Genomic DNA, 15,413 nt, shown 5'->3' on the forward strand with positions numbered 1-15,413 from the left:
CCCGATGGTGCCAGGAGACGGCGAAGGCCGGGACGAGCATCCGGAATCTGTGGATGACCGCCCCGGCCCGCGTGCCGGTGGAGGAGAGGACTAGCCCAGGGCGTCGAGCCAGACCTTGCGCGCGTCGAGCGCCTCCTGCAGCTCGGCCACCTTCTTGGTGTCGCCTGCGGCCTTCGCGTCGTCGATCTCGCGCTGCAGCTTGTCGATCGCGCCGGTGAGCTGCGAGGCGAGGCCTTCGCTGCGGGCCTTCTTCTCGGGGTTGTTGCGGCTCCAGTGCTCCTCGTCGAGCTTGCGCACCGCGGCCTCGACGCGGCGCAGGCGCTCCTCGACGGGCTTGACCTGATCGCGCGGGACCTTGCCGATCTCGTCCCAGCGACGCTGGATCGAGATGAGGGCCTCCCGGGCCTTCGTTCGGTCGGTCTCCTTCAGCAGCGGCTCGGCCTCGTCGAGCAGCGCGAGCTTGGCCGTGAGGTTCTCGCCGAACTCGGACTCGTCGCGCGCGACGACCTCGCTGCGAGCGGAGTACAGCACGTCGCCGGCCGCCTTGAAGCGGTCCCAGAGCGCGTCGTCGTATTTCTTGCCGGCGCGCCCCGTGGCCTTCCACTGGGCGAGCAGGTCGCGGTAGGCGGGGATGCCGTCGGAGCCGCGCGCCTCGAGGGCCTCGGCCTGCTCGACGAGCGCCTGCTTGCGGGTGCGCGCGTCGCGGTGCACCTGATCGAGCTCGGCGAAGAACGCCTTGCGCTGGGTCTCGAGCGAGGTGCGGGCCTCGCGGAACCGCTTCCAGAGCTCGCCCGCCTCGGTGCGGGGGAGCCGGGGGCCCTCCTGCTGGTGCTTCTGCCACCGGCTGAACAGCTGGTCGATCTGCGAGGTGACGGTCTTCCACTGCGCCTTGGCCGGGTCGTGGCCGGCGAGGGTCTCCATCTCGACCACGATCGCGGTGCGGTCGGCGACGGCCTGCTCGACGAGCGCCTTGTCTTCGGCCGACTGCTTCTCGGTGATCTCGGAGACCGTCGACTTCAAGGCCTCGACGCGCTTCTGCAGCGCAGCCAGGTCGCCGACGGCGTTCGCCGACGCCACGGAGGCCGAGAGCGAGGTGACGGTCTTGGCGATGTCGGCGGCCGGAGCGCCGCGCTTGGCCCGCTGCTCGAGCAGCGTCACCTGACCGGCGAGGTCGGTGAACTTGCGCTCGAAGTAGGCGATGGCCTCGTCTTTGCTGCCATCGGGGTACTGACCGACGAGACGCTCGCCCTCGGCCTCACGGACGTAGACGGAGCCGTCGTCGTCGACTCGCCCCCACGGGTGCTGATCTGAATCGGTCACGGAACCATCCTGTCGACGATGTCTGGAGTACGGCCACAAGCCTAGAGCACGACGCGACCCGCGCACGGGCCGCGCGGCGTCACTGGACGGTGACGTCGGTGATGACGGCCGACGCGGCGGGCTTGCCGTCGCTCGCGCCGTCGGCGGTGCCGGCCGCGATCACCGAGGAGTCGAGCTGGTCGAGCCCCGAGGTGATCTGCCCGAGCACCGTGTAGCCGCCCGCGGCGTCGGAGGGGATCGTCGAGTCGTCGTAGACGATGAAGAACTGGCTGCCCATGCTGTAGCCGTTGCCGCCCTGGCGGGCCATGGCGAGGGTGCCCGCCGGGTACACGTCGTCGGCGGGGGCGTTCTCGACCGGGCCGTAGCTGTAGCCCGGGCCGCCGGTTCCCGTGCCGGTCGGGTCGCCGCACTGCAGCACGAAGATGCCGCTCGTGGTGAGCCGGTGGCAGGAGGTGCCGGTGAAGAAGCCCGACTGCGCCTGCGAGATGAAGGCCGAGACCGCCTGCGGGGCCGCGGCGCCGTCGAGCGTGATGCCGAGCGGCACGTCGTTGATCGTCATCGTGCCGGTCCAGTCGCGGCCCTCGGCGATGGTCGACGCCGGAACGTCGCCGGTGTTCTCGCCTTCCGCCGCGGGCGCGTCGGTGGGGGAGTCGGTGGCGGCGGGGGTCGCGGTGGGAGCCGCCGACGACGCGGTGGCGCCCGGGCCGCCGCTGAAGTAAAACAGCTGCGCGGCGGTGACGCCGGCGATCAGCACGACCACCACGACCGCCGCGATCACGTTGTCGCGGGTGCGCCGGCGGATGCGCTCGGTGTGCGCCTGCTGCCGGGCCTGGTACTCGCGCAGACGGGTGCGGGCCTCACGAGCCGCGCGCTCCTGGTTGCTGGGTGCCACAGGTCCTCCAGTGTCATCGATCCGCCGGGCGCTGTCGGCCCATCACAGTACCCTAGACGCATGGCTCTTCAGCAACCGGGACTCCACTCCGGGGCGGTCCCTCTCGCTGTGCGGATGCGCCCCAGAAGCCTCGACGAAGTGGCCGGTCAGCGTCACCTCCTGCGGCCCGGTTCGCCGCTCGTCAACCTCGCCACCGATCGCACCGGCGCGGCGGGTTCGGTGTCCGTCATCCTCTGGGGGCCGCCCGGCACCGGCAAGACCACGCTCGCCCAGGCCATCGCGCACTCCTCCGGCCGCAAGTTCGTCGAGCTCTCCGCCGTCACCGCCGGCGTCAAAGACGTGCGGCAGGTGATGGAGGACGCGTTCCGCAACCGCGACCTCTACGGCCTGTCGACCGTGCTCTTCCTCGACGAGATCCACCGCTTCACCAAGGCGCAGCAAGACGCGCTGCTGCCGGGGGTCGAGAACGGCTGGGTCATCCTGGTGGCCGCCACCACCGAGAACCCGTCCTTCTCCGTCATCTCCCCGCTGCTCTCCCGCTCCCTGCTGCTCACCCTCGAGCAGCTCACCGACGACGACCTCGGTGTGCTCATCGATCGTGCGGTGACGGATGCACGGGGGCTCGCCGGCACGGTGGAGCTCGACCCCGAGGCGCGGGCCGCCATCATCCGCATGGCCTCGGGTGACGCCCGCCGTGCTCTCACGGCGCTCGAGGCGTCGGCCGGCACGGCGCTGGCGGCCGTGGAGGGTGCGGGAGCCGGGGGCCACGACGGTGACGAGGACGACGAGGACGACGAGGAAGCGGGCGGCGAGCATCCGCTGCCCGTCATCACCCCCGAGGTGCTGGAGCAGTCGGTCGACCGGGCCCTGCTGCGCTACGACCGCAACGGCGACGAGCACTACGACGTGATCAGCGCCTTCATCAAGTCGGTGCGCGGAAGCGACGTCGACGCCTCGCTGCACTACCTCGCGCGCATGTTCGAGGCCGGAGAAGACCCGCGGTTCATCGCGCGCCGGGTGATCATCCTGGCAGCCGAAGACATCGGCATCGCCGACCCGCAGGCCCTGCCGATCGCGGTCGCCGCGGCCGAGGCCGTGCAGATGATCGGCATGCCCGAGGGGCGGCTGCCGCTCGCCGAGGCCGTGGTGTACCTGGCGACCGCGCCGAAGTCGAACGCGGCCTACCTCGGCATCAACGCCGCCATCGCCGACGTGAAGGCCGGCAACTTCGGCCGGGTGCCCAAGCACCTCCGCGACGCGCACTATGCGGGGGCGAAGCGGCTGGGCCACGGCAAGGGCTACAAGTACCCGCACGACACCGACGTGGGAGTGGTGCGACAGCAGTACCTGCCCGACGAACTGACCGGGAAGGTCTACTACGACCCCACCGATCACGGTCACGAGCGGGAGGTCTCGGCGCGGCTCGCGAAACTCCGCGACATCACGCGGGGAACGCCGGGTTGACGGCATCCGCTGTGCTATTCTCGTAGACGCCTAATCAGCGTCATTTCGGAGCGGCTGCCGATCGACGTTCGATAACGGGACAGTGCTCTTTAGCCGAGCCGCCCGGCGACAACCCTCTTACTTGGACTCCTGTGGAGTCACGCGCACTCGCGTGCGCAATCCATCTTGTAAGAACTTCTACGAAAGGACGTAAGTGGCTACCAAGTCGCGTACGCGCAGCAAGACCCGCCTCTCCCGGGCGCTCGGCATCCCCCTCACCCCGAAGGCGGCCAAGTACCTCGAGAAGCGCCCCTACGCTCCCGGTGAGCACGGCCGCACCAAGCGCAAGCAGGACAGCGACTACGCCGTCCGTCTGCGCGAGAAGCAGCGTCTGCGTGCCCAGTACGGCATCCGCGAGAAGCAGCTGACCATCGCCTTCGAAGAGGCCCGCCGCTCGAAGGGCCTGACCGGTGAGAACCTGGTCGAGCTGCTCGAGATGCGTCTCGACGCCCTCGTGCTGCGTGCCGGCTTCGCCCGCACCACCGCGCAGGCCCGTCAGATGGTCGTGCACCGCCACATCCTCGTCGACGGCCAGCTCGTCGACCGTCCCTCCTTCCGCGTGAAGCCGGGCCAGATGATCCACGTCAAGCAGCGCTCCGAGGGCACCGAGCCCTTCCAGGTCGCCGCGGCCGGCGGTCACATCGACCTGCTCCCGAAGACCCCGGCGTACCTCGAGGTCGAGCTCGACAAGCTCCAGGCGCGCCTCGTCGCCCGCCCGAAGCGCGCGCAGGTCCCCGTGACCTGCGAGGTGCAGCTCGTCGTCGAGTACTACTCGGGCCGCTAGCAGCAACGAGTCACGACATACTAGAGAGCGGGTCGCCCACGGGGTGGCCCGCTCTCGTCGTATCCGGCGTCGTCCGGGTCGCTTTTTCCGAAGGAGTCACCATGACCGGTGGAGATATCGCAGGCCTGATCGCCGCCGGAGTGTTCGCCGTGCTGGTGGGCCTGATCGCGGTTCCGCTGCTGAAGCTCGGCGGCGTCTTCGACCAGACCCGCGACTCCATCAAGGACGTCAGCGACGGCATCACGCCGATCCTCGCCGAGTCGACCGTCACGGTGCAGGAGGCGAACAAGCAGCTCGCCCGGGTCGACGTCATCACCCGCAACGTCGAGGAGGTGACGGGCAACGTCACGTCGCTCGTCGCGCTGTTCGCGGCGTCGGTCGGCGGGCCGCTGATCCGCCTCGCGGGCTTCAGCGCCGCCGTGCGTGCGGGGATGTCTAGCCTCCGTACGGCCAAGGAGGCCGACGGCACCGGCGGCTCCGGCCGCTCGGGCAAGACCGTGAAGACCGCCGCGAAGAAGCCCAAGAAGTCCACGCGATAGTCTTGATGCAGGCTTGACGGCCGCCCGCGTGCGCCCGTCACGAACGAGGAGAACGCAATGAAGAAGATCCTGTGGCTCGTCATCGGCGTCGGTGTCGGTTTCGCCGTCGCCCACCAGGTGAACCAGACCAAGAGCGGCAAGGAGTTCTTCTCCGAGCTCGACCGCAAGACCAAGGAGTTCGGCGACTCGCTCGTCGACGGCTACCGCGAGCGCGAGGCCGAGCTGCGCGACGCCATCTCCGACGCCGGGGACAAGCTCTCCAAGTAGTCCGGCCCGGGGCCGGGCCGCAAGCCCGGGCCCCCGATGCCGATCCGAACTCCGCGCCGATCCGAACCGGGAACACCACTTCACCCATGCTCACCGCTGACATCCGCAACCGCTGGCTCGACTTCTTCGGCGAACGCGGCCACACCGTCGTGCCGTCCGCCTCGCTCGTCTCCGACGACCCGTCGCTGCTGTTCACCGTCGCCGGCATGGTGCCGTTCATCCCCTACCTGTCGGGGCTCGTGCCCGCACCGTACCCGCGCGCCACGAGCGTGCAGAAGTGCATCCGCACCCTCGACATCGAGGAGGTCGGCAAGACGACCCGGCACGGCACTTTCTTCCAGATGAACGGCAACTTCTCGTTCGGCGACTACTTCAAGGAGGGCGCGATCGGGTACGCCTGGGAGCTGCTCACCACGCCCGAGAACGAGGGCGGCCTCGGTTTCGCCGAGCGCGACCTCTGGGTGACCGTGTACGAGGACGACGACGAGGCCATCGACCTCTGGAAGCGGGTCGCGGGAGTGCCGGCGTCGCGCATCCAGCGGCTCGGCAAGGAGGACAACTACTGGTCGACCGGCCAGCCCGGCCCCGCCGGCCCGTGCTCGGAGATCTACTTCGACCGCGGCCCCGCCTACGGCGCGGAGGGCGGCCCCGCGGCCGACGAGAACCGCTACATCGAGATCTGGAACCTCGTCTTCATGCAGTACCTCCGCGGCGAGGGCACGTCGAAGACCGAGTTCGAGATCCTCGGCGAGCTGCCGCGCAAGAACATCGACACCGGCATGGGCCTCGAGCGCGTCGCGTTCCTCAAGCAGGGCGTCGAGAACCTCTACGAGATCGACCAGGTGCGACCGGTGCTCGACCGCGCCGCCGAGCTCTCGGGCCGACGCTACGGCGCCGACCACGACGACGACGTGCGGATGCGCGTGGTCGCCGATCACGTCCGCTCCGCCCTGATGCTGATGAGCGACGGCGTCACACCGTCCAATGACGGGCGCGGCTACGTGCTGCGGCGACTGCTGCGGCGCACGGTGCGCTCGATGCGGCTGCTCGGAGTCGACACCGCGACCATGCCCGAACTTCTGACCGCCTCGCGCGACGCCATGAAGGCCGCCTACCCCGAGGTCGAGACCGACTTCTCGCGCATCTCGCGCGGTGCCTACGCCGAGGAGGAGTCGTTCCTCCGTACCCTCTCCGGCGGCACGACGATCCTCGACACCGCGGTCGCCGCCGTGAAGCAGCAGGCCGCCGCCTCGGGCACCGCTCCCGCCCCCGTGCTGGCCGGCGACACCGCGTTCCTGCTGCACGACACCTACGGCTTCCCGATCGACCTGACCCTCGAGATCGCCGAGGAGTCGGGCCTCGCGGTCGACCGCGTGGCCTTCGAGTCGCTGATGGCCGAGCAGAAGCAGCGCGCCAAGGCCGACGCCAAGGCGAAGAAGCTCGGCATCACCGACCTGACGGTCTACAGCCAGTTCCGCGCCCTCGGCGAGACCGTGTTCCGCGGCTACGACGAGCTCGAGGCGGAGTCGCCCGTGCTCGGCCTGATCGTCGACGGCGTCTCGGTGACGTCGGCGGTGGCGGGGGAGCAGGTCGAGATCATCCTCGCCGAGACCGCGCTCTACGCCGAGTCGGGCGGGCAGGAGGCCGACGCCGGCACGATCCTCGGCAACGGCTTCGAGCTCACCGTGCTCGACGTGCAGAAGCCGGTGAAGGGGCTGATCAGCCACCGCGTCGAGGTGACGAGCGGCCAGGTCGCCGTCGGCGACGCCGCGCGCACCGTGGTCGACCCGTCGTGGCGCCGCGGCGCGACGCAGGCGCACTCGGCGACGCACCTGATCCACGCCGCCCTGCGGCAGACGCTCGGCGAGGAGGCCCACCAGGCCGGCTCGTACAACAAGGCCGGCTACATGCGCCTCGACTTCTCGTGGAACCAGCCGCTCTCGTTCGCCACCCGCACCGAGATCGAGGAGATCGCGAACAACGCCATCCGCGACGACCTGCAGGTGGTCACCCGGGAGCTGCCGCTCGACGAGGCCCGCTCGATGGGGGCCATGGCGCTGTTCGGCGAGAAGTACGGCGAGGTCGTGCGCATGGTCGACATCGGCGGTCCGTGGTCGCGTGAGCTCTGCGCGGGCACCCACGTGTCGACCAGCGCCCAGATCGGCCTGATCAACCTGCAGGGGGAGTCGTCGATCGGGTCGGCGAATCGCCGGGTCGAGGCACTCGTCGGGCTCGAGGCGTTCCGCGAGTTCGCCGCCGAGCGCGCCCTCGTCTCGCAGCTCACCTCGTCGCTGAAGGCACCGCGCGACGAGATCGCGAGCCGCGTGGCCGACCTGGCCGCGAACCTCAAGGCGGCCGAGAAGAAGATCGCCGCCTTCGAGGCGTCGCAGCTGTCCACGCGCATCCCGGCCCTCGCCGCCACCGCGCGCCCGGCCGGTGCGGTCTCACTGGTGGCCGCCGACCTCGGTGAGCTGCGCTCGCCCGACGACGTGCGCCAGCTGGCCACCGGCGTGCGCGAGGCGCTCGTCTCCGGCGGCTCGGCGGCCGCGGTCGTCGCCCTCGCGGCCGCCGTGAACGGCAAGCCCGTGGTCATCGTCGCGACCACCGACGGCGCCCGCGCGGTCGGTGCCAAGGCGGGCGCCCTCGCCAAGATCGCCGCGGGTGTGCTCGGCGGCGGAGGCGGCGGCAAGGACGACCTCGCCCAGGGCGGCGGCACCGACGTCGGAGCCATCCCCGCGGCGCTCGAGGCCATCGGGCAGGCAGCGACGGCCGCTTGAGCATGCGCAGCGGAGTGCGGGTCGGCGTCGACGTGGGCAGGGCCCGCATCGGCGTCGCCCGCACCGACCTGCACGGCATGCTCGCCACCCCCGTCGAGACGGTGCCGCGCACGGCCCCGGGCGAGGTGCCCGAGACGGGTCCGAGCCCCGACGTCGTTCGCATTCTGGACATCGCCGACGAGCTCGACGCGCTCGAGTTCGTGGTCGGTCTGCCCCTGTCGATGAGCGGCTCCGAGACGGCGTCGACCGAGGATGCGCGGGCCTTCGCCGCCCGGCTCGGCGCGGCTTCCGGCCGCCCCGTGCGCCTGATCGACGAGCGTCTGAGCACCGTCTCCGCCCAGGCCGCCCTGCACCGGAACGGCCGGAACACCAAGAACTCCCGCCCCGTGATCGATCAGGTCGCCGCGGTTATACTCCTTCAACATGCCCTCGACAGCGAGCGTGCCACCGACAGACCCCCCGGCATCCTCCTCGACCCGAGTCAAGGAAAAGGCAGTGACTGACCGACAGCCCGCACAGGACCATCCGTTCGCCGAGTTCTTCCGACAGGAGCCGGCGGCGCCGCCGAGCCCCGCGGAGTCACCCCGGCGGGCGGCCAGACAGGCCGCGGAACCGGCGGCGCCGGCCCCTCGCGCGGCGACCCGCACCGCCGACGACGACGTCGAGCACGTGGGCATCGAGCACTTCGGGCTGGGCGACGACGCCGAGCACGGCAGCGGGTCGGGCGGGTATGGCTCGGGCGGCTTCGGCGGGTCCGGTGGCTCAGGACGCTCCGGCCGCTCCGGCGGCGGCTCGGGCGGGTCGGGATCGGGCGGCTCCGGTTCCGGCGGCCGCCGTTCCTCGGGTGGCGGCCGACCGCCGCGCGAGCGTCGTCGCCGCCGCTGGGTGACCCCCGTCATCGTGCTCGTCGTCATCCTCGGCCTGATCGCCGGCGCGGGCGCCTTCGTCTGGAACGTCTTCGGCGAGCAGGTGCAGAGCCTGATCGCCGGGAGCCCCGCGGCCGACGACTACGAGGGGGCGGGCACGGGTGAGGTCGACTTCGTCGTCAACGACGGCGACGTGGGCGAGACCATCGGCGACAACCTGGCCTCCCAGGGTGTGATCGCGAGCTCCCGCGCCTTCTACGAGCTGCTGCTCGACCAGGACCCGGCGCCCGTCTTCCAGGCCGGCACCTTCAAGCTGGCCGAGAAGATGAGCGCCCAGGCGGCGCTCGACGCCCTGCAGAACCCCGACTCGAAGATCGACTTCACCGTCACGATCCCCGAGGGCTCGAGCGCCAAGGGCATCTACCAGGAGCTCACCGACGTCACGGGCATCCCGATCGAGGAGTTCCAGGCCGTCGGCGCGAACTACGCCGCTCTCGGCGTCCCCGCGAACGCCCCGTCCATCGAAGGCTTCCTGTTCCCGGCGACCTACGTCTTCCAGCCGGGCGAGACCGCTACCCACATGATCACGACGATGGTGAACCGCAGCTTCCAATCGCTCGACGCCGCCGGGGTCGCCCCCGACGACCGCCTCCGGGTACTGTCGCTGGCCGCGCTGATCCAGAAGGAGGCCGGCAGCGTGGAGGACATGGCGAAGGTCTCCCGCGTCTTCACCAACCGCCTCGACCAGGGCTGGAACATGGAGTCCGACGCCACGGTGGCCTACGGTGCCGGCCACAGTCGCGTGGAGACCACCCAGGCCGAGCGCGAAGACCCGAACAACATCTACAACACGTACTACTACCCGGGCCTCCCGGTCGGGCCGATCTCGAATCCGGGCGACGACGCGATCAACGCGGCGCTGCACCCGGCCGACGGCCCGTGGATGTTCTTCGTCACGGTCGACCTCGACACCGGCGAGACGGTCTTCTCCACGACCGCCGACGAGCACGCCGCCGCCGTCGAGCGCCTGCAGGCCTGGTGGGCCGCCCACCCCGACGTGCAGTAGCCGGCACCGTGTCCGAGATCTTCGTGAGCGAGGGGGCCGACGGGGCCGACGAGTTCGCGCGCGAACGCCTCCTGGGCGTGCTCGGGTCGCCCATCGCGCACTCGCAGTCGCCGCTGCTACACCGCACCGCGTACCGCGCGCTCGGGCTGCCCTGGCACTACGACGCCCACGAGGTGACGACGGATGCTCTGCCGGCCTTCATCGACGGCCTCACGGCCGAGTGGCGCGGCCTCTCGCTCACCATGCCGCTGAAGGAGACGATCCGGCCGCTGCTGACCGGTGTCGACGCGGTGGCCGAGGCGAGCGGAGCCGTGAACACCGTTCTCGTCGCCGAGCACGACGGCCGGCGGGAGCTCACCGGCTTCAACACCGACGTGCACGGCATCCGAGAGGCGCTGGAGCGCGCCGGGCTCGCCGAGGCGCGCCGCGTGATGATCGTGGGCGGTGGCGCCACCGCCCGCTCGGCGGCCGTCGCCGTGGCCCAGCTGGGTGTCGAGCACGTCGACATCGTGCTGCGGAGCCCGGGCAAGGCGGGCGGGGTCGTCGAGGCCGCGCGCCGCGCCGGGCTGACCAGCGAGGTGGTGGCCCTGCACGATCCGGGCATGCGCCTGCTCGAGCCCGACCTGACGATCAGCACGCTGCCCGGCGGGGTGGGCGTGGGTGTCGACTTCACCGAGGCTGCGGCACCGCGCAGCTCGGGCATCCTGGACGTGGCGTACCACCCCTGGCCGAGCGAGCTCGCGACGATCTGGGAGGAGGCCGGCAGCCCGGCCGTGCCCGGCCTCGCGATGCTCGTGCACCAGGCCGTCGCGCAGATCCGGGTGTTCGTGCACGGCGACCCGCTGGTGGCCCTCGACAGCGAGGAGCGCATCCTCGCCGCGATGCTCGACGCCGTGGGACTCGACGCGGCGGGCCGACTGCTCGGCTGACCGCCGGCCGACTGCTCGGCTGATCGGGAGTGTCCTCCGTCTGTGGGAGGATCGTAACCATGCTTCGTTGGCTCACCGCCGGGGAGTCCCACGGTCAAGAACTCGTCGCCATCGTCGAGGGTCTTCCGTCCGGCATCCCGGTCACACTCGATCAGCTGCGCACCGACCTCGCGCGGCGAAAGCTCGGCTACGGCCGCGGCGCCCGCATGAAGTTCGAGCAGGACGAGCTCGCCATGACCGGCGGCGTCGTGCACGGCAAGACCCTCGGCAGCCCCGTCGCCGTGCGCATCGGCAACACCGAGTGGCCGAAGTGGACCGAGGTGATGGGTGTCGAGCCCCTCGACGAAGAGCTGCCCGGCCGCGGCCGCAGCGCCCCGCTCACGCGCCCCCGCCCGGGTCACGCCGACCTGGTGGGCATGCAGAAGTACGACTTCGACGAGGCCCGGCCCATCCTCGAGCGCGCGAGCGCCCGCGAGACGGCCGCCCGCGTCGCCCTCGGCGCCATCGCGCGCGCCTTCCTCGGCGAGCTCGGCATCACCCTCGTCAGCCACACGCTCTCCATCGGCCCCGTGCGCGTGCCCGAAGGCGCCGCCCTGCCGAAGCCCGGCGACGTCGACGCCCTCGACGCCGACCCGGTGCGCTGCTTCGACGCCGCGACGAGCGCGCTCATGGTCGCCGAGATCGACGACGCCCACAAGGAGGGCGACACCCTCGGCGGCGTCGTCGAAGTGCTCGCCTACGGGCTTCCCCCGGGCCTCGGCTCGCACGTGCACTGGGACCGCCGACTCGACTCGCAGCTCGCGGCCGCGCTGATGGGCATCCAGGCCATCAAGGGCGTCGAGGTCGGCGACGGCTTCGAGACCACGAGGCGCCGCGGCTCGGCCGCGCACGACGAGCTCTACCGCGAGGGCGCCGACGGCGACTCCGTGATCACCCGGTCGACCGACCGCGCGGGCGGCACCGAGGGCGGCATGTCCACGGGCACCGTGCTGCGGGTGCGTGCCGGCATGAAGCCGATCGCGACCGTGCCGCACGCCCTGCACACGATCGACGTGGCCACGGGGGAAGACGCGGCGGCCCACCACCAGCGCTCCGACGTCTGCGCCGTTCCCGCCGCAGGTGTCGTGGCCGAGGCCATGACCGCCCTCGTGCTGGCGAACGCCGTGCTCGAGAAGTTCGGCGGCGACTCCGTCGGCGAGACCCGCCGCAACCTCGAGGGCTACCTCGCGGCCATCCCCGAGGCGCTGCGCACCGGCATCACCCGCGCATGAGGGTGGTGCTGATCGGGCCGCCGGCCTCGGGCAAGTCGCGCATCGGCAAGAAGCTGGCGCGGATGCTCGGCACCGGCTTCACCGACACCGACCGCCTCGTGGTGACCGCCCACGGCCCGCTCCCCGAGCTCTTCGCCAGCCACGGCGAGGCCCACTTCCGTGCCCTGGAGCGGGCCGCCGTCGTGACCGCCCTCCAGGCCGACGGCGTGGTGGCCTTCGGCGGGGGAGCCGTGCTCGACCCCGACACGCAGCGCGATCTGGCGGCATGGCCCGTGGTGCTGCTGAGCGTGCATCCGGATGCCGTGGCCACCCGCCTCGGCAACGGCAAGCGCCCCACCGTGCCCGACGTCGAGACCTGGAAGGTCGTCTACGAACGGCGCCGAGCGCTCTACGAGAGCCTCGCCGACCACACCGTCGACACCAGCTCGGTGCCCACCGAGAAGGTCGCGGCCGAGATCATGGAGTGGCTCGGCAGCGCGGCCGGCCAGAAGAGCGCCGCCACCCGGAAGAGCGCCGCCACCCAGAACAAGGAGATCGTGCCATGAGCGCCGAGCCCACCGTCATCCCGGTCACCGGGGAGAACGGCTACGACGTGCTCGTCGGCCGCGGCATCCTCTCGCGGGTCGCCGAGGGCTTCGGCCCGGCGGTGAAGAAGGTGCTGATCGTGCATCCGCCGACCCTCGGCCAGGCAGCCGCCGAGCTGCGTGCCGGCCTCACCGATCGCTACGAGGTGCTGCTGGCCGAGATCCCGGATGCGGAGGCCGGCAAGCGCATCGAGGTCGCCTCGTTCTGCTGGCAGGTTCTCGGCCAGGCCGACTTCACCCGCACCGACGCGGTGGTCGGCTTCGGCGGCGGCGCCGTCACCGACCTCGCGGGTTTCGTCGCGGCCACCTGGCTGCGCGGCGTCACGCTGGTGCAGGTGCCCACCACGCTGCTCGGCATGGTCGACGCGGCCGTGGGCGGCAAGACCGGCATCAACACCAATGAGGGCAAGAACCTCGTCGGCGCCTTCTACGCCCCGTCGCTCGTGGTGGAAGACCTCGACGTGCTGGCGCCGCTGCCGCGGAACGAGATCCTCGCCGGCTTCGGCGAGATCGTGAAGTGCGGCTTCATCGCCGAGCCCGAGATCCTCGACATCATCGAAGCCGACGTCGACCGGGCGACCGATCCGTCGTCCGCCGAGCTGCGGCGGCTGATCGAGCTGTCGGTGGGGGTCAAGGCCCGGGTCGTCAGCTCGGACTTCAAGGAGGCGGGGCTCCGCGAGATCCTCAACTACGGGCACACCCTCGGGCACGCGATCGAGCACGCCGAGCGGTACCAGTGGCGGCACGGCGCGGCGGTGGCCGTCGGAATGATGTTCGTGGCCGAACTCGGACGCCTGGCGGGGTCGCTGTCGGATGAGGTCGTCGACCGGCACCGGCGCATCCTGACCTCGCTCACCCTGCCGACCGAGTACCCGGCCGGTCGCTGGCCGACGCTTCTCGCCACGATGCAGCGCGACAAGAAGTCCCGCGGCGGCATGCTGAGGTTCATCGTGCTCGACGACCTGGCGCGGCCGTCGGTGCTCGCCGGGCCCGACACCTCGTTGCTGTTCGCCGCGTACCAAGAGATCGCCTCGTAGGAGTCGTCATGTCGTCTGAGTCCGTTCCTGTGCCCGCGACTGGGCCCGTGTCCTCCGTGCTCGTCCTCAACGGCCCGAACCTCGGCCGGCTCGGCAGCCGCGAGCCCGACGTCTACGGCTCGCAAGACCTGGAGTCGCTCCGCGCGCTGCTCGAGACGGACGCGGCCGGGCGGCTCTCGATCGATCTCAGGCAGACGAACGACGAGGCCGAGCTGGTGTCGTGGCTGTACGAGGCCGTCGACACGGCGACCCCGGTCATCCTGAACCCCGCCGCGTTCACGCACTACTCGTACGCCCTGCGGGATGCGGCCGCGCTCGTGACGAAGGCCGGGGTGCCGCTGATCGAGGTGCACATCTCGAACCCGCACGCGCGGGAGACGTTCCGGCACACCAGCGTGATCTCGGGGATCGCGACCGGGGTGGTCGCCGGGTTCGGGTTCGGGTCGTACCGGCTGGCGCTGGCGTCGCTGCTGTGGGGCGTCTGAGCGCGCTCGAGGCTGAGCCGGTACACTCGTCCAGGACCTCCGCGACCGCCCGCCGGTCGCACCGATACTTCGAAACGGAACATCTCCTCCATGGCTTCAACGAACGACATCAAGAACGGCACCGTGCTGGACATCGACGGCCAGCTCTGGAACGTGATCGAGTTCCAGCACGTCAAGCCGGGCAAGGGCGGCGCCTTCGTGCGCACCAAGATCAAGAACGTGCGCACCGGCAAGCTCGTCGACCGCACCTTCAACGCCGGGGCGAAGATCGAGACGGCCAACGTCGACCGCCGCGACTTCCAGTACCTCTACCGCGACGGCGAGGACTTCGTGTTCATGGACACCAGCGACTACGACCAGATCACCATCCCGGGCACGATCGTGGGCGACGCCGCCAACTTCCTGCTCGAGCAGCAGACCGCGACCATCGCGCTCACCGACGGCGAGCCGCTCTACGTCGAGCTCCCCGCCTCGGTCGTGCTCGAGATCACCTACACCGAGCCGGGCCTGCAGGGCGACCGATCGACCGGCGGCACCAAGCCCGCCACGGTCGAGACCGGCTACCAGATCAACGTCCCGCTGTTCCTCGAGATCGGCACCAAGGTCAAGGTCGACACCCGCACGGGCGACTACCTCGGCCGGGTCAACTAGGTCCCGTCGTTGAGCGCACGCACGAAGGCCCGTAAGCGGGCTCTCGACATCCTCTACGCCGCCGACGTGCGGCAGATCCCGATCGCCGAGGCCCTCGCGGCCGAGGCGGGTCGGGCGGCCAACGAGCCCGACCGGCAGAACTCCTGGCTCTACGCCCGCGACATCGTCGACGGTGTCGCCGACCGATTCGACGAGATCGACGAGACGATCGAGAGCTACGCGCAGGGGTGGACGATCGCGCGCATGCCGACGATCGACCGGGCCCTGCTGCGTATCGGCGTCTGGGAGATCCTGTACAACGACGAGGTGCCGGCCGGCGTCGCGATCGCCGAGGCGGTCGAGCTCGCCAAGACGCTCTCCACCGACGACTCGGGCGGCTTCGTGAACGGCGTGCTCGGCAAGGTGGCCCAGGCGGCCTGAGCCGTACCGGGGGGTGAGGTGG

Annotated in this window: 16 protein-coding genes; 14 read left to right on the plus strand and 2 right to left on the minus strand. The window is 70.9% G+C overall.

All coding sequences use genetic code 11. The annotated features are described in order from the left end of the window. Positions 1-90: 90 nt before the first annotated feature. Entirely contained in the window at positions 91-1,320 is a 1,230-nt protein-coding gene (locus NVV95_RS00325; protein WP_259484556.1) for a DUF349 domain-containing protein, read from the minus strand. Between the two features lie 79 nt (positions 1,321-1,399). Beyond that, positions 1,400-2,212 (minus strand): peptidylprolyl isomerase, encoded by an 813-nt coding sequence (locus NVV95_RS00330; RefSeq protein WP_259484557.1) that lies wholly within the window; start codon positions 2,210-2,212, stop codon positions 1,400-1,402. Positions 2,213-2,272: 60 nt separating this feature from the next. Between NVV95_RS00330 and NVV95_RS00335 the strand changes: the two genes are divergently transcribed. The 14 genes from NVV95_RS00335 to nusB all read left to right on the plus strand — a co-directional run bounded on the left by NVV95_RS00335 (position 2,273) and on the right by nusB (position 15,391). Further along, positions 2,273-3,676, plus strand: coding sequence for a replication-associated recombination protein A (locus tag NVV95_RS00335; RefSeq protein WP_259484558.1), 1,404 nt, complete (start codon positions 2,273-2,275; stop codon positions 3,674-3,676). A gap of 193 nt (positions 3,677-3,869) precedes the next feature. After that, the gene (rpsD, locus tag NVV95_RS00340; RefSeq protein WP_259484559.1) at positions 3,870-4,499 is read left to right on the plus strand and encodes a 30S ribosomal protein S4; all 630 of its coding nucleotides are present in this window, start codon (positions 3,870-3,872) and stop codon (positions 4,497-4,499) included. Positions 4,500-4,600: 101 nt separating this feature from the next. Continuing rightward, entirely contained in the window at positions 4,601-5,038 is a 438-nt protein-coding gene (locus NVV95_RS00345) for a DUF948 domain-containing protein (protein ID WP_259484560.1), read from the plus strand. A 57-nt stretch (positions 5,039-5,095) separates the two neighbouring features. Beyond that, on the plus strand, positions 5,096-5,305 hold the full coding sequence (locus NVV95_RS00350; protein ID WP_259484561.1) for a hypothetical protein: 210 nt from the start codon (positions 5,096-5,098) through the stop codon (positions 5,303-5,305). Between the two features lie 86 nt (positions 5,306-5,391). Then, positions 5,392-8,082 (plus strand): alanine--tRNA ligase, encoded by a 2,691-nt coding sequence (gene alaS / locus NVV95_RS00355; RefSeq protein ID WP_259484562.1) that lies wholly within the window; start codon positions 5,392-5,394, stop codon positions 8,080-8,082. 2 nt (positions 8,083-8,084) lie between these two features. Continuing rightward, on the plus strand, positions 8,085-8,585 hold the full coding sequence (ruvX, locus tag NVV95_RS00360) for a Holliday junction resolvase RuvX (protein WP_259485183.1): 501 nt from the start codon (positions 8,085-8,087) through the stop codon (positions 8,583-8,585). Then, positions 8,578-10,014: an endolytic transglycosylase MltG gene (gene mltG / locus NVV95_RS00365; RefSeq protein WP_259484563.1), complete on the plus strand. Its 1,437-nt coding sequence runs from the start codon at positions 8,578-8,580 to the stop codon at positions 10,012-10,014. Before ruvX ends, mltG begins: the two co-directional genes overlap by 8 nt. Positions 10,015-10,022: 8 nt before the next feature. Further along, the gene (locus NVV95_RS00370; RefSeq protein ID WP_259484564.1) at positions 10,023-10,943 is read left to right on the plus strand and encodes a shikimate dehydrogenase family protein; all 921 of its coding nucleotides are present in this window, start codon (positions 10,023-10,025) and stop codon (positions 10,941-10,943) included. A 59-nt stretch (positions 10,944-11,002) separates the two neighbouring features. Then, on the plus strand, positions 11,003-12,214 hold the full coding sequence (gene aroC / locus NVV95_RS00375) for a chorismate synthase (RefSeq protein WP_259484565.1): 1,212 nt from the start codon (positions 11,003-11,005) through the stop codon (positions 12,212-12,214). Then, positions 12,211-12,759, plus strand: a complete 549-nt coding sequence (locus NVV95_RS00380; protein WP_259484566.1) for a shikimate kinase — start codon at positions 12,211-12,213, stop codon at positions 12,757-12,759. Before aroC ends, NVV95_RS00380 begins: the two co-directional genes overlap by 4 nt. Then, positions 12,756-13,835 carry a 3-dehydroquinate synthase gene (gene aroB / locus NVV95_RS00385; protein WP_259484567.1) on the plus strand — a complete coding sequence of 360 codons (1,080 nt, stop codon included), beginning with the start codon at positions 12,756-12,758 and terminating at the stop codon, positions 13,833-13,835. The genes NVV95_RS00380 and aroB overlap by 4 nt, the downstream gene beginning before the upstream one ends. 47 nt (positions 13,836-13,882) lie before the next feature. Next, positions 13,883-14,320: a type II 3-dehydroquinate dehydratase gene (locus NVV95_RS00390; RefSeq protein ID WP_259485184.1), complete on the plus strand. Its 438-nt coding sequence runs from the start codon at positions 13,883-13,885 to the stop codon at positions 14,318-14,320. A gap of 90 nt (positions 14,321-14,410) precedes the next feature. Continuing rightward, positions 14,411-14,971 (plus strand): elongation factor P, encoded by a 561-nt coding sequence (efp, locus tag NVV95_RS00395; RefSeq protein ID WP_259484568.1) that lies wholly within the window; start codon positions 14,411-14,413, stop codon positions 14,969-14,971. Between the two features lie 9 nt (positions 14,972-14,980). Beyond that, entirely contained in the window at positions 14,981-15,391 is a 411-nt protein-coding gene (nusB, locus tag NVV95_RS00400; RefSeq protein ID WP_259484569.1) for a transcription antitermination factor NusB, read from the plus strand. Positions 15,392-15,413: the final 22 nt, after the last annotated feature.

The organism is Herbiconiux gentiana (assembly GCF_024978135.1).
In the GTDB taxonomy this organism is placed as follows: Bacteria; Actinomycetota; Actinomycetes; order Actinomycetales; family Microbacteriaceae; genus Herbiconiux; species Herbiconiux gentiana.

Excerpts from the sequence above, each read along its gene's own strand:
- NVV95_RS00335 (WP_259484558.1), top strand. The coding sequence starts at position 2,273 with ATGGCTCTTCAGCAACCGGGACTCCACTCCGGGGCGGTCCCTCTCGCT.
- NVV95_RS00345 (WP_259484560.1), top strand. The coding sequence starts at position 4,601 with ATGACCGGTGGAGATATCGCAGGCCTGATCGCCGCCGGAGTGTTCGCC.
- NVV95_RS00350 (WP_259484561.1), top strand. The coding sequence starts at position 5,096 with ATGAAGAAGATCCTGTGGCTCGTCATCGGCGTCGGTGTCGGTTTCGCC.
- alaS (WP_259484562.1), top strand. The coding sequence starts at position 5,392 with ATGCTCACCGCTGACATCCGCAACCGCTGGCTCGACTTCTTCGGCGAA.
- ruvX (WP_259485183.1), top strand. The coding sequence starts at position 8,085 with ATGCGCAGCGGAGTGCGGGTCGGCGTCGACGTGGGCAGGGCCCGCATC.
- aroC (WP_259484565.1), top strand. The coding sequence starts at position 11,003 with ATGCTTCGTTGGCTCACCGCCGGGGAGTCCCACGGTCAAGAACTCGTC.
- NVV95_RS00380 (WP_259484566.1), top strand. The coding sequence starts at position 12,211 with ATGAGGGTGGTGCTGATCGGGCCGCCGGCCTCGGGCAAGTCGCGCATC.
- aroB (WP_259484567.1), top strand. The coding sequence starts at position 12,756 with ATGAGCGCCGAGCCCACCGTCATCCCGGTCACCGGGGAGAACGGCTAC.
- efp (WP_259484568.1), top strand. The coding sequence starts at position 14,411 with ATGGCTTCAACGAACGACATCAAGAACGGCACCGTGCTGGACATCGAC.